Genomic DNA, 13,089 nt, shown 5'->3' on the forward strand with positions numbered 1-13,089 from the left:
GCATCGATTATCGTCAAATTCTGTAAAAAGCAAAAAGCCCGATCTTCAATGACGAAGACCGGACTTACTTGAAGCCGTCGGTTCGGCTTATTTTTCGAACGGATACTTCAGTCCCCACTGCCCGCGCACGTTATCGAGCAGACGCATGATGCCCAGCGACTCGGCCAGCGTGATGACGGTGCTCTCGTGACGGCCTTCCAGCAGCGCGCGGCCCACTTCTTCCGCTTCGTACGCATAGCCTTTGATGCCGCGGTCTTCGCGATCGTCCGTGATTTTCACCGGCTCTTCGCCGTTGACGTACAGCGTCGCTTCCTTGGCGAACAGGAATTGCGGGATATGGATATACCCCTTCGTTCCGTGGATGAACGCGTCGTTCGGGAAGTTCACGCGCACGCCGCCGTGCAGCGAAGCCGTCTTGCCGTCGCCGTAATCCAGCAGGATCGTGAAGTGCTCGTCGACTCCCGTTTCGCCGATATGCGCCGTGGTCCAGACGTTATTCGGGTTCGGCCCGAGCACCATCGAGGCAAAAGATACCGGATAAATGCCCGCGTCCAGCAGCGCCCCGCCGCCCAGCTCCGGATTCAGCAAACGACCTTCCGGATTCCAGCCCGCATCGAAGCCGAACTCGGCTTTCACGATGCGCACGTCGCCGATCTTGTCGTCGTTCAACCATTGACGCACCTGCTCGATCGGCGGCAGGAAACGCGACCACATCGCTTCCATCAAGAACAGCTTTTTCTCGCGCGCCGTTTCGATCAGCTCGTCCAGTTCGCCCGCGCTCACCGTAAACGGCTTTTCGCACAGTACGGCTTTGCCTCCTTCGAGAGCGGTCAGAACGTTTTCTTTATGAAAAGGATGCGGGGTCGCTACATAGATCGCATCTACATTCGGATCATTCGCCAGTTCTTCGTAGCTGCCATGCGTAACCGGCGCTCCGAATTTTTCCGCAAATTTGTCGGCGCTCTCTTTCGTACGCGAACCGATCGCGTACAGCTCGCCGTTCGAAGCGTGCTTCAAATCGGCGACGAACTGCTCCGCGATCCAGCCCGTACCCAGAATGCCCCACTTGATCTTACCGTTTGCTGCCTCGCTCATCGTGAATCCTCCTTGAAATAGAAATCGTTTTCGGCTTACGTTTCGGCGCGACGCTTCCTTATAAAACCTAATGCGATCTGCGCCTTATGTAAGGCCTTTCCTTGTACACTTTACCAGATCACGACGTGAAAAAACAGCAGCGTGGGGAAAGAGCTTTCTTGTTGGCTTCGCAAAGGCAGGGGGAGCGCTTGGGTGGGGAGTCGTGCGGGGCGCTGCGGAGGGGATTCGTTTCGGTCGCGTGTTGCAATTGGGAAAATGGATTGGATTGTAGTAAGGAATTTTCCCAATTGCAAAGGCGATCGCTGGCGCTCCTACACTGAATCCCCTCCTCCGCTTCTGCGACGACTTATCCAACCACCTTACGGTCCCCCGACAGCAAAAGCCGCCTTGCGGCTTCTTCTTGGGGATAAGAAGAAGGGCAAAGGCGGCTGGTTTAAAAGGGTTCAGGGGATGGGTGAACAGGGAATCGGGATTAAGGTTGTTGCAGTTCAAACGATGTACGACGAACTTCAAGGTTATAAGATCGTAGAACTCTAAGTAGTTAAAGAGATACTTTAGCAAAAGGCTTCCGACAGAAAGCCTCCAGCCAAAGACCCTACCCAAAGATCAAACAGAATCTTCCGCTCTTAACCACTAAGCCCTACCCGCCGAGACGATCGGAAAGTCGAGGCTACTTTTCCCTACCCCTTTTTAAAGAGGTAGGCGGAAGTTCCGGTTTGGCCGAAGCGTAGCGGGCGGCGAAGGGGGAATTCAGTGAGAGACGCCTTTGAGCCGGGAAAGCTGTAAGCTTTCTCGACGAAACAGCGGCTCGAACGAATTCCCCCACAGCCGCCCGCCCAGCTTCCCCCAAACGAACAGGAACTTCAAGCTTACCCTCTTTTGCGACGAGTCATGACGTCGAAGATTACGGCTGCGGCCAGGACGCCGCCGCGGATCATGTATTGGTACGAGATGCCGACGCCCAGCAGGTTCATGCCGCTGGACAGCGACGCCATCACGACCGCGCCGATGATCGAGCCGGTGACTTTGCCGACGCCGCCTGCTGCGGATACGCCGCCGACGTAAGCGGCCGCGATCGCGTCAAGCTCGAACAGCGTACCCGCCGTAGTCGTCGCAGATTGCAGACGAGCGGTGTACATGATGCCGGACAGGGCGGACAGCATGCCCATGGAACCGAACACGATGTAGGTAATCTTTTTCACGTTGATCCCGGTCAGGTGAGCCGCTTCCGGGTTGCTGCCGACCGCGTAGATATGGCGGCCGAGGACCGTTTTGGTCGTCAGGAAGTGGTAGATCGCGACGACGAGCAGCGTGATCACGACCGTCCAGGAGAATCCGTTGTAGCCGGCCAGAATCCAAGTCAGGTACGCGATGATCGCGGATACGAAGATCAGCTTGATCGCGAAAATCTTGTTGGAAGGCACTTCGAATTTGTATTTGATCTTTTGATTGCGTTTAGAGATTTCGGCGTAGACGAAGTACAGGATGACCAGCGCGCCGAGGATCAGCGACAGCAGGTTCAATCCGGCGATGCTGCCCAGCGAAGGCAGGAAGCCGTTGCCGAGCGCATTGAATGTATCGTCGCGGACGATGATCGTGCCTGTTTTCTCCGTCACTTGCAGCAGCGCGCCCCGGAAGATCAGCATCGCCGCGAGCGAGGATACGAAGGCCGGGATACCGACGGACGCGACGAGCACGCCGTTGAACATGCCGATCACGATCCCGAGGACCAGGATGATCGGAATGGTGAAGTAGACGGGAACGCCGAGCTGCGACAGCATGATCGCGGCGATCGCGCCCATGAAGCCGGCAGCAAAACCGACCGACAAGTCGATATGCCGGATGACGATGACGAGCGTCATGCCGACCGCCAACACGGCGATATAGCCGGTAGCGTCAAGCAGGTTACTGATATTCCGCGAGGACATGAACAGTCCGTCGGTCAGAATGGTGAACGTGAGCATGATGACGAACAAAGCGATATACATCCCGTAATCGCGAATATTTACTTTGAGCAAAGATTTGGCTTCTTGAAAAAAGTTCACGGTTTTTCCCTCCTACGATTAGCTTGTCAGACGTGAATCAGCGGATTCGGAACGACTGAAACGCGCACTCTATACTTTTGACTCTGACAAGATGCTACTGCGTTGCAAACTGCATGATTTTCTCCTGATCGGCGTCTTCGGCCGCGATTTCGCCTTTGATCCGGCCTTCGGCCATGACGTAGATGCGGTCGCTCATGCCGAGCACTTCGCCGAGTTCGGACGAGATCATGATGATGCTCATGCCCTGGGCGATCAGCTTGTTCATGATCGTGTAGATTTCAAACTTGGCGCCGACGTCGATGCCGCGCGTCGGTTCGTCGAGAATCAGCAGCTGCGGGCCGACGAACAGCCATTTGCCGAGCGATACCTTCTGCTGGTTGCCGCCGCTGAGGTTGCCGACGAGCTGCTCGACGGAAGGAGCCTTGATGTTCATCGAGCTTTTGTACTCGTTGGCGACTTTGACTTCTTCGTTGTCGTTGATGATGCCGCCCGGCGCGATGCCTTTGAGATTCGCCGCGCTGACATTGCTTTTGATGTCTTGAATCAGGAACAGCCCGTCGCCTTTTCGGTCTTCGGTGACGTAAGCGATACCCGCTTTGATCGCGTCGCTGGTATGGCCGAAGCGCGTGCGCTTGCCGTCCACGTACAGCTCCCCGTCCAGTTTGTAATTTCTCGGATTGCCGAAAATGCTGAGCGCGAACTCCGTACGGCCCGAGCCCATCAGGCCCGCGATACCGACGATTTCGCCTTTTTTCACATAGAGGTCGACGTTCTTGACGATGTTACGTCCAAGCTGCGGATCGTAGGCGGTCCAGTTCTTCACCTCAAGGATGTGGTCGCCGAACTTCTTGTCAGGCCGCTTCGGATAGATGTCTTCGATATCGCGTCCGACCATGTTTTTGATGATCGAAGCTTCGGTGATTTCGCCTTTGGACGCATCCAGCGTGCAGATCGTTTTACCGTCGCGGATGACCGTCGCCTTGTCCGCGATCGCGATGACTTCTTTCAGCTTGTGGGAGATCATGATGCAGGTAATGCCCTGGCTTTTCAGCTCGCGCAGCAGCTCCAACAGGTTTTCGCTGTCGTTTTCGTTGAGCGCCGCCGTAGGTTCGTCGAGGATCAGCAATTTGACGTCTTTGCTGAGCGCTTTGGCGATCTCGACGAGCTGCTGCTTGCCAACGCCGAGATCGCGGATCAGCGTCTCGGGATTCACGTTCAGCTTCACCTTTTGCAGCATTTTCCGCGCTTCGATGATCGTCTCGTTCCAGTCGATCACGCCGCCGCGCTTGACCTCGTTACCCGCGAAAATGTTCTCGTACACGCTGAGATCCGGGAACAAAGCCAACTCCTGATAAATGATCGCGATGCCCGTTTTGACGCTGTCCGTAATTTTGCCGAACTGCTGCACCGTGCCTTCGTAAACGATGTCGCCCTCATATGTGCCGTACGGGTAGACCCCGCTCAACACCTTCATCAATGTCGATTTGCCTGCGCCGTTTTCGCCGACCAGAAAATGAATTTCGCCTTTTTTAACTTGAAAATTCACGTCGGACAATGCTTTGACGCCGGTGAAGTTTTTGGAAATATTGCGCATCTCCAAAATATTGCCGCCCGAACCACCCGATGTCGGCCCGTTCGTTTTTTGTAGGTTGGTTCCGCCCATTTCTATCGCACCCCTTATCGCCCGGTTTACTGAGAAACAGGAACGGGAGCGTCCCCGTCCCTGCTCTACAGCCGGCTGTTTGTTGAACTTACAGTCCTGTGAAGTCTTCCGCTTTGTAGTAGTCGGAATCGATCAGTTCTTTTTGCAGATTTTCTTTGTCGACTACGATCACGTCTGTTTGTTTTGCTTTGACGTCTACGCTGCCGTTGTTGTACGAACCTGTTGTTTCCGGCGTTTTGCCGTCCAGTACTTCGACTGCCATGCCCATTGCGTCTTTAACGAGCGTGCGCACGTCTTTGAACACGGTCATGGATTGCTTGCCGTCGATGATGTACTGGATCGAAGCTTGCTCGGCGTCTTGACCTGTAATCACGTAGCTGGTTACTTCGCTGTCGGAACCGAATACGTCTGCGATCGAGCGTGCCGTGCCGTCGTTCGGAGCCAAGATCGATACGTCGCCTTTCATGTCCGCGGCTGCTGCCGTCAGGTGGGTTTGAGCTTTGTTTTTAGCTTCGTTCGGGTCCCAGTTCGTTGTTACTTGGCCGATGATGCTGCTCATTTGGTCGCGGGACAGGTCTTTCGTGTCTTTCAGTTTTTCAGCTTCCGTGGAGTTCGCGATTTTGAACGTGCCGTCCGCGATTTTCGGTTGCAGCACTTCCCAAGCGCCTTGGAAGAACAAGAATGCGTTGTTATCCGTTGCTGCGCCGGCGTACAGGTACAGCGGTTGTCCGCTTGCTTTTGCGTTGTCGATCAGGTATTGGCCTTGAGCCGCGCCCACTGCCAAACTGTCGAAGGTTACGTAGTAATCGACTGCGTCGGTGTTCGTGATCAGACGGTCGTAAGCGATGACGGTTACGCCGTCTTTTTTCGCTGCTTCGACCGCTGCCGCCGCGGCGTCGCCGTCCTGCGGGCAGATGATCAGGATTTTGATGCCTTTGTTAAGCAGCGTTTCCACGTTCTCTTTTTCTTTCGCGGAAGAGCCCTGGCTGAACAAAATTTCCGTCGTGTAGTCGGTGCCTGCGAGCGCGTCTTTGAAGCGCTGCTCGTCCTGCACCCATCTCGGCTCGTCCTTCGTCGGCAGTACGATTCCGACGCTGACGCTGCCTCCGCTTCCGCTTGTTCCGCCGCCGTTGCCGCAAGCCGTCGCGACGATCGAGAACACCATGACCGCAACCAGGAGCACAATCCCCTTAAACTGTTTTCTCAACTGAACGATCCCCTTTCGGTTTATGTTGCTTAGTAGGTTGTGATACTTTGTTTTCTTCTGGCAAGATCAACTATAGCACCGCATCCGACAGGTGTAAGCGCTTATCATTAGCACTCTTTTGTTACCGTCTGTACTTTTTTAAGGCTAAATAGAAAGCGCTTGCAAAAATGTGCAGACGGGTGGATGGAATGGAGTCGTCATAAGACAATAATCTATTTAACCGAACCTTCGATCCATACGTCGACACAAAGGCTTGGACCCTTCAATATATCCGGGCAGCTTGCACGTGAAAAAGACCGCCGATCTCCATCATGCAGAGAAGATCGACAGCCTTGTTTTGCCACAGATTACAACCCGCACGCGCGTACTTTTTGTCCGATGAAGATAAAGTTACGCTTGTTCGAGATTTTTTTATCTAGGCGTGTACGCAAACCTGCTATTTGAGAGGGTACAGAGCATCGGCAGCTTGAAATGTTGACGTTTTGATCACATTTCAGGCTCGAAATTCGATTTCACTTCAAAATTGTGACGTGACGTCAACAATTTCTGCATCAACAGATGGTTTTGAGCGGATTCGGGCAAAAATGTGCGCAAAACGTCAACAATCGCGAAAAAAAGAGCCGAAAATCCAAGAAATGTTGACGTATTGCGTACATTTTAACGCAGGCGTCCACTTTTGAGACTTACGGTTTTCGAAAACTCAGCGTTCGCCTTTTCATTGATCCGCCGATTCATTAACTAATTCATCGATCCGCCGCCGCTCCATACACCTCTTCCCGCGAATGAAAGCCGTCCGCGATCACCGTTTCGTCGATATTCGACGCATCGACGGCGATCGGCGGCAGCAGGACGGAAGGCACTTCGATCTTGCCGTTGTTCACGCGTCTTGTTGTCGCAGGCTGCTCGCCTTTCGCTAACGCAATCGCAAGCTTCGCCGTCTCCTCCGCCAAACGCCCGATCGGTTTGTACACGGTCATCGTCTGCGTGCCCGCAACGATCCGCCGGATCGCGGCCAGGTCGGCATCCTGACCCGCGACCGGAATGCGACCCGCCAAACCGTTTTTCTCCAATACCTGAACCGCTCCCCCGGCAGTCGCGTCATTGGCGACGATTACGGCATCGATTCCGTCGCTGCCGTTCGCCTCCAATGCCTCGCGCATATTTTCCGACGCATAGACGGGCTTCCAATCTTTCGACCATTGATCGTAGACGACGCGGATATCGCCCCGGTCGATCGACGGCTGCAACGTGTTAAACACGCCTTCTTTGAATTGACGGGCATTGTTATCCGTGTCGGCTCCGCCAATATAGACGTAATTGCCCTTCGGCACAAGCTGCATAATCGCATCGGCTTGCAGCCGTCCCACCTCGATATTGTCGAACGATACGTACAAATCGACATCCGCATTAGTCACGAGCCGATCGTAAGAGAGCACCTTGATTCCGGCCTTGTGCGCTTTGCTGACTATGGCGGCGGTCGCTTCCGCGTTGTGCGGCACGATCACCAACACGTCGACGCCTTGGCTGATCATCGTCTCGGCTTGCGCGATCTGCCTGGCGTCGTCGCCGTTTGCCGATTTGACCACGACCTCCGCGCCAAGCTTCTCCGCCGCTTCCACGAACAGGTCGCGGTCTTTTTTCCAGCGTTCCTCCAGCAAGGTATCCATCGTAAATCCGATGACGAGCGGTTCGCCGGATGGCTTCAGACCCGGCAGCGCCGCGGAAAGATCTTCACCGCCCGAGCGGTTTGCCGCATCTGCCTTTTCGGCCTCTGTCTTTTCGACCCCTTCTTGCTCAACGTTCTTATCGCTTTGTTGCTCCGGCTCGCTGCTTGGACTTTCGGAAGCTTCGTCGATACCGTATCCAGCATCGTTGCCCTCTCCTGTTCCGTACTCTCTAACCGTGGTCGAACGGTCAGTCACGGACGGCGACGAAGGCGTATCGCCCGAGCAGGCTGTCAGCAGCATAAGCATCAGCGCCAGCACCGCCATGAGCGCGCCTAGCGAATATAGGTTGAAAAATGTTCGTTTAGCGTCTCGACCGTCCTGTCCGTTCCTCCGAGCCCCTCCGCTTCCCCGATCCCTCATTCGCCACCTCCCAGCAGCGCCTTCCGATATTCCGTCGGCGACAGGTCGCACATCTTTTTGAACACCTTGCTGAAGTAGTTCGGATCATGGTAGCCCACTTCGAACGTAATCTCTTTCAGGCTGCGCGCCGGGTCGCTCATCAACTTCTTCGCTTTGTCGATCCGGCATTCGGTCAGGAAGTCGATATAGTTCACGCCGACCTGTTCTTTGAACAATTTGCTGATATAAAAAGGACTGAGTTCGAACTTCTCCCCGATCCCCTCCAGCGAAATGTCCTCATGCGAGTGCTCGGCGATATACTGCTTGATCCGCCGCACCGTATCCGGCTTGATCCGCTCCAAATGCTCCGCATACGCCTGTTTGATCCGATCCAAAATCGCTCCCGTTTCCGCCCGCAACTGACGATAATCCTGCGCCTGAAACGAAAACGTCGGCGTTCCGATCTCCACGCCCATCTCCGCCAGCACGCGCGACGATACCCACAGACGTTCCGACACGCGCTGCTGCGCATGCAGGCGATCGGCCCCTTCGCTTTCGCAGCGGCGCAGGAAGTCGAGCGTTTCGGTACGAATGCCGTCCCAATCCCCTACCCGAATCTGCTCGAAAAAGTGCTGCTCCCAGCGCTTGTCCGGCAGGTCCAGCAGCGATTCGCCCGTCCCGACCGCGCCGGGCTCCGGCTTGTCGACATACAACCGATAGCGCACCGGCTGGGTGGGATCGGGCGTCGCCAGCAGCGCTTCGCGGTAGGATTGGCGCACCTGCGACAGCGATTCGCAGACGCTGCCTACGCCGACAAACCACCCGTCCCGAACATGGCGACCGCCTGTTTCGAGCACCATCTTCGCAAGTTCCGACGCCTGCGCGCGGAACGAACGGCTGCCGTCGCGGAACGCGATGATCGGAATCTGGCGGCCGTATAGAGCGCCTACCCATCCGGCGCCTTCCCTTCTCACCAGATCGCGAATCGAACCGTAAGCGCCCTCCGAGTTCTCGGGAACGAGTACCGACAAAGCAAAGGTCTCGCTGCCCGTATCTGCCCCGAGCCACGATACCAACTCATCCGAATGCACTTCGTGCACATGGTCGAACAGCAGCTGCGTCACGATATCCGTCTCGATCACCGGCATTACCCGCTCCAATGCGTTTTCCCGTAAACGGCTATGTTCGCGTTCCCGGTTTTCTTCCTGAATCTGCTCTAACACTCGACCTACGGTTTTCTTGATCTCGGTCGCTTTGCTCGGCTTGAGCAGATAATCTTTCACGCCCAGCTTGAGCGCGCGGCGCGCGTAATCGAACGTATCGTAAGCCGTCACCATCACGATCTTGATATCCGGGTATTTGTCGCCAATGATCTCCGTCGCTTCCAGCCCGTCCATGCCCGGCATTTTGATATCCATCAGAATGAGGTCCGGTCCGAAAGACTCCGCAAGCTCTACCGCCATTTTCCCGTTTTTCGCCTGTTCAATCATCAGATCCGGGAATCCTTTGCGCAAAATCGCTTCCAGCCCTTCACGGCCGACCTGTTCGTCATCCACGATCAATAGCTTTATCATACGTGTCGCTTCTCCTTGTCTTCGGTAATTTGAGCAGAACCCGCACGCCGCGGCCTTGTCCGCTATGAATCTCGATCACGTCCGATATGCCGTAGAATAATCTTAGACGCCTCACCACATTGCCGAAGCCGATTCCCGTCGAATGTCCTTCCGGCTGCATGTCGCGTTCTTCCAGAATGCCGATTATCTTCTCCTCGTTCATTCCCGGTCCGTCGTCGGCAATCTCCACCGTCACATGGTCGCCCGCATCCGCGATCGTCACCGTAATCGTTCCTCCGTCTTCCGCAGGTTCGATCGCGTGAATGACCGCGTTCTCCACGATCGGTTGCAGCGTCAGTCCCGGCATCTGCACCGACAAGCAGCGCTCGTCGATCTGCGTGACCAGATTCAACCGTTCCGTGAAGCGCGCCGACTGGATCTCCATGTACTGCCGCATCACGCGCACCTCGTCGTACAGCGTGACCGCGCGATCCAGCCGTTTGAGATTGTAACGCAGCAACCCGGCCACGCTTACCAGCAAATCGCTCGTCTCTTCCGCGCCTTCCAGAAAAGCCTTTTTGGACAGCGTATCGAGGATATTGAACAGGAAATGCGGATTGATCTGGCTCTGCAAACTGCGAAGCTGGCTTTCTTGAAGCAGCAGTTGGCTTTGTTGCAGTTCGCTTTTCAGCCGGGCTTTTTCTTTCATTTCGAGGATCAGATTGTTGATATTGACCCGCATTCGCTCGAATGTCGTTGCCAGAAAAGAAATTTCGTCCGACGAATTCACGACGATTTGCCGTTCGAATTTGCCTTTTGCCAATTCTTGTGCCGCTTTCGTCAATTGCTGAACCGGCCGTGTGATACTGAGCGAGAACCAATAAGTGAACAGCAGCAGGCCGAACGTGATCGCGAGCAATATCCAGATCCCGAGCTTTTTCAACTCTTCGGCTTGTTCGATGATGCTGCGGTAGAACCGCTCGTACGTATTCAGCTCGATATCGATCAGCTGCAGCGTCATCTCCGAAATGTAACGGGAAATGCGCGTCGCCTCCGCAAAAGCTTTCGACGACTCCTCGGTCTCGCGCTCGGACTTGAACATGACCGACCGGTCCGTTGTCTCGATCAGGCTGTCGATCAGGTTCATGTAGCTGGTTAGCGCAAAATCGTTCTCTTCGTTGCGCAGCACCCCGACCGAACTTTGCGCGTCCCGCAGCTGCTGCTCGCCGCGTCTCAAGCTGCTCAGATTGCCTTCCGTCGGCGTCAACAGATAGATGTTGAGCGCGTTGACGGTCTGGCGGCTGGCCGTTGTGACCTCGTTCATGATCAGGTAACGCTGAAGAATCTCGTTGTACTGATCTTGCGTTTTCTGATTATAGTAGGTGAGCATGATCCAGATCGAAGCCATGATAAACATGACAATCGCCGTCAACGTCCAGATTTTTCGCTGTATTCCGATCATTGGGCGCCCTCCGTCGTCAACATGCGGATATCGGTCAGATAGCCTTCGGCGTCAAGCGGAACGGTCTCGCCTTCCAGCCACTGCATCATCATGCGCACGCCGGTCTCTCCCATCTCCGACGGAGATTGTTGAATAACGCCGTCCAATTTCCCCTGCCGCAGCAAGGCCAAAATATCGGGATTGTCGTCGAACGAATAGATATGATACGGCTCAACTTGCGAACGTCGGCCAATCTCCTGAACCATGGCGGGCGTCAAATTGGCATCCACGGAGATGAAGGCGTTTACATTAGGAAAATAGTTCATCACGTTCTGCGTCGCGGCCACAATCTTCTCTTCTTCGTCCGAGCTGGTCACGTATTCGATGCGAATGCCGGGATGCCGATCCAGCACGCTGCGGATGCCTTCAACCCTTTGCCGCTGGTCATATTCTTCGCGTTGATCGCCCATCAGCACCACCGTGCCCTCGCCTCCCATATCGGCGATCAGCGTATTGGCGATCAGCTTTCCGGCCGCCAGGGCATCCGAGCCGACATACGTTTTGCGCATGCTTTCGGACATCGGCACATCGCTTGCCACGGTGATAATCGGAATTCCGTAAAAAGCAGCTTTCACCTTCGTCAGATTGTCGAACGCATCCTCGTCCATCCCCTGCACGATAATCCCGTCCACCTTCGAATCGATCGCGATCTCAAGCTGCTTCAAAAAGTCTTCCCGGTCTTCGCCGTACGTTCCCCATACTTCCAGGTTCGCGCCCAAGCGCCGGGCTTCCGCTTCCGCGCCCTCGCCTACATCGTTCCAGAACGGCGTGCCGAGATCCTGCGTGACGAGGACAAGCCGATAACGATCCTCTTCCCGATGCTGAAGCTGCGGCGGCTGCCAGGCGGATTGCACGAATCGAATCGCGGAGATCATGGTGAAAAAAAGAAAAATGGCGCAAATCGAACCCAACGCCAAGCTGATCGTCTTATGCAAGCTGTATCCCTCTCCCCTAATCCGGATAATCAAATTATAACATTTTATTCCATTTCACTAAAAGCTATATAAAGCTCATCGCATTATTTGGCAGTTTGTCTACTGTAGCAAATCAGTCGGCGCCTGAATAGATTTTTTTTGCAGAATTGCCTATGAAACTGTTTTTATCATTCGTTTCGGAGTTTTCCTGTACGGGTAAGGTGCAACGAAGAAACAATTGTCGGAACGTTCTCTGGATGTAAGGTAAAAGGAACTTAACCGAGGAGGAACCTGCCATGACGAAAAAGCCTTTAGGCAAAAAGCATCTGGTCGCTTCATTTGCATGCGGCGCCGTATTATTTTCCGGACTTTCCGCCGTAGCGGCCGATACGTCGGTATCCGCAATGATTTCCAAAGCGACTTTCTTCGCGTTCGGCGAAAGACAAGCGGCTCCCGCGCCGACAGGCAGCAACGGAACGACGTCTCCCGCCGCACTGACTTACAACGGCACGACGTACGTTCCGGTACGCGCGATCGGCGACATGCTCGACGTTCCGGTATATTGGGATGCCGCGAATAATGCCATCTCGACAGGCAGCGCCAAAACGATCGTGAAAAGCGCGGACGGAACCGTGCACGGCAGCATCGATTTGATGGAGGAAAAAGGCGGCGTGCGCGTCAAAGTAAGTCTCATGGATATTCCTGCGGGGCCGCATGGCATCCACGTCCATCAAATGCCGATCAAAAACAACGACTTCGCTACCGCGCTCGGTCACTTCAATCCTACTCAGCACGAGCATGGACATCATAATCCTCAAGGCGCCCATATCGGCGACTTCACCAAAAACCTGACCGCGGACAAAAACGGCAAAGCCGTGCAGGAGTTCTTCCTTGAAGGTGCCGACCTGCAACCGGACAGTCCGATGTCCATCGCAGGGCGCTCGATCGTCATCCACGCGGGACCGGACGATCAAAAGACCGATCCGGCCGGAGATTCGGGGGATCGGATCGCGGGCGGAAACGTGCCGAAGTAACGGATCGAATT

9 protein-coding genes are annotated in these 13,089 nt (G+C 54.9%); 1 reads left to right on the plus strand and 8 read right to left on the minus strand.

What is annotated here, in order from left to right; all coding sequences use genetic code 11:
• Positions 1-87 precede the first annotated feature (87 nt).
• The 8 genes from SACSAC_RS04640 to SACSAC_RS04680 form a co-directional block, all read right to left on the minus strand.
• Positions 88-1,095 (minus strand): Gfo/Idh/MocA family protein, encoded by a 1,008-nt coding sequence (locus tag SACSAC_RS04640; protein ID WP_037283929.1) that lies wholly within the window; start codon positions 1,093-1,095, stop codon positions 88-90.
• Positions 1,096-1,964: 869 nt separating this feature from the next.
• Positions 1,965-3,140: a sugar ABC transporter permease gene (locus SACSAC_RS04650; RefSeq protein ID WP_037283934.1), complete on the minus strand. Its 1,176-nt coding sequence runs from the start codon at positions 3,138-3,140 to the stop codon at positions 1,965-1,967.
• Between the two features lie 94 nt (positions 3,141-3,234).
• Positions 3,235-4,803, minus strand: coding sequence for a sugar ABC transporter ATP-binding protein (locus tag SACSAC_RS04655; RefSeq protein ID WP_051506865.1), 1,569 nt, complete (start codon positions 4,801-4,803; stop codon positions 3,235-3,237).
• Positions 4,804-4,891: 88 nt separating this feature from the next.
• Positions 4,892-5,968: a sugar ABC transporter substrate-binding protein gene (locus SACSAC_RS04660; protein WP_425414832.1), complete on the minus strand. Its 1,077-nt coding sequence runs from the start codon at positions 5,966-5,968 to the stop codon at positions 4,892-4,894.
• A 785-nt stretch (positions 5,969-6,753) separates the two neighbouring features.
• A complete protein-coding gene (gene xylF, locus SACSAC_RS04665) occupies positions 6,754-8,097 on the minus strand; it encodes a D-xylose ABC transporter substrate-binding protein (protein ID WP_245608575.1) in 1,344 nt (447 codons plus the stop codon).
• The gene (locus SACSAC_RS04670) at positions 8,094-9,650 is read right to left on the minus strand and encodes a response regulator (protein WP_037283939.1); all 1,557 of its coding nucleotides are present in this window, start codon (positions 9,648-9,650) and stop codon (positions 8,094-8,096) included. The genes xylF and SACSAC_RS04670 overlap by 4 nt, the downstream gene beginning before the upstream one ends.
• Positions 9,625-11,091 (minus strand): sensor histidine kinase, encoded by a 1,467-nt coding sequence (locus SACSAC_RS04675; RefSeq protein ID WP_037283942.1) that lies wholly within the window; start codon positions 11,089-11,091, stop codon positions 9,625-9,627. The genes SACSAC_RS04670 and SACSAC_RS04675 overlap by 26 nt, the downstream gene beginning before the upstream one ends.
• A complete protein-coding gene (locus SACSAC_RS04680; RefSeq protein ID WP_037283944.1) occupies positions 11,088-12,065 on the minus strand; it encodes a sugar ABC transporter substrate-binding protein in 978 nt (325 codons plus the stop codon). The genes SACSAC_RS04675 and SACSAC_RS04680 overlap by 4 nt, the downstream gene beginning before the upstream one ends.
• Before the next feature lie 275 nt (positions 12,066-12,340).
• On the opposite strand from SACSAC_RS04680, the gene SACSAC_RS04685 reads away from it, so the two are divergent.
• A complete protein-coding gene (locus SACSAC_RS04685) occupies positions 12,341-13,078 on the plus strand; it encodes a superoxide dismutase family protein (protein WP_037283947.1) in 738 nt (245 codons plus the stop codon).
• Positions 13,079-13,089: the final 11 nt, after the last annotated feature.

The sequence above is a fragment of the Saccharibacillus sacchari DSM 19268 genome (assembly GCF_000585395.1).
Classification (GTDB): domain Bacteria; phylum Bacillota; class Bacilli; order Paenibacillales; family Paenibacillaceae; genus Saccharibacillus; species Saccharibacillus sacchari.

Bases quoted from the DNA above. Each gene is read 5' to 3' on its own strand.
- SACSAC_RS04685 (WP_037283947.1), top strand. From the start codon at position 12,341: ATGACGAAAAAGCCTTTAGGCAAAAAGCATCTGGTCGCTTCATTTGCA.
- SACSAC_RS04670 (WP_037283939.1), bottom strand. From the start codon at position 9,650: ATGATAAAGCTATTGATCGTGGATGACGAACAGGTCGGCCGTGAAGGG.
- SACSAC_RS04660 (WP_425414832.1), bottom strand. From the start codon at position 5,968: ATGGTGTTCTCGATCGTCGCGACGGCTTGCGGCAACGGCGGCGGAACA.
- SACSAC_RS04655 (WP_051506865.1), bottom strand. From the start codon at position 4,803: ATGGGCGGAACCAACCTACAAAAAACGAACGGGCCGACATCGGGTGGT.
- SACSAC_RS04640 (WP_037283929.1), bottom strand. From the start codon at position 1,095: ATGAGCGAGGCAGCAAACGGTAAGATCAAGTGGGGCATTCTGGGTACG.
- xylF (WP_245608575.1), bottom strand. From the start codon at position 8,097: ATGAGGGATCGGGGAAGCGGAGGGGCTCGGAGGAACGGACAGGACGGT.
- SACSAC_RS04675 (WP_037283942.1), bottom strand. From the start codon at position 11,091: ATGATCGGAATACAGCGAAAAATCTGGACGTTGACGGCGATTGTCATG.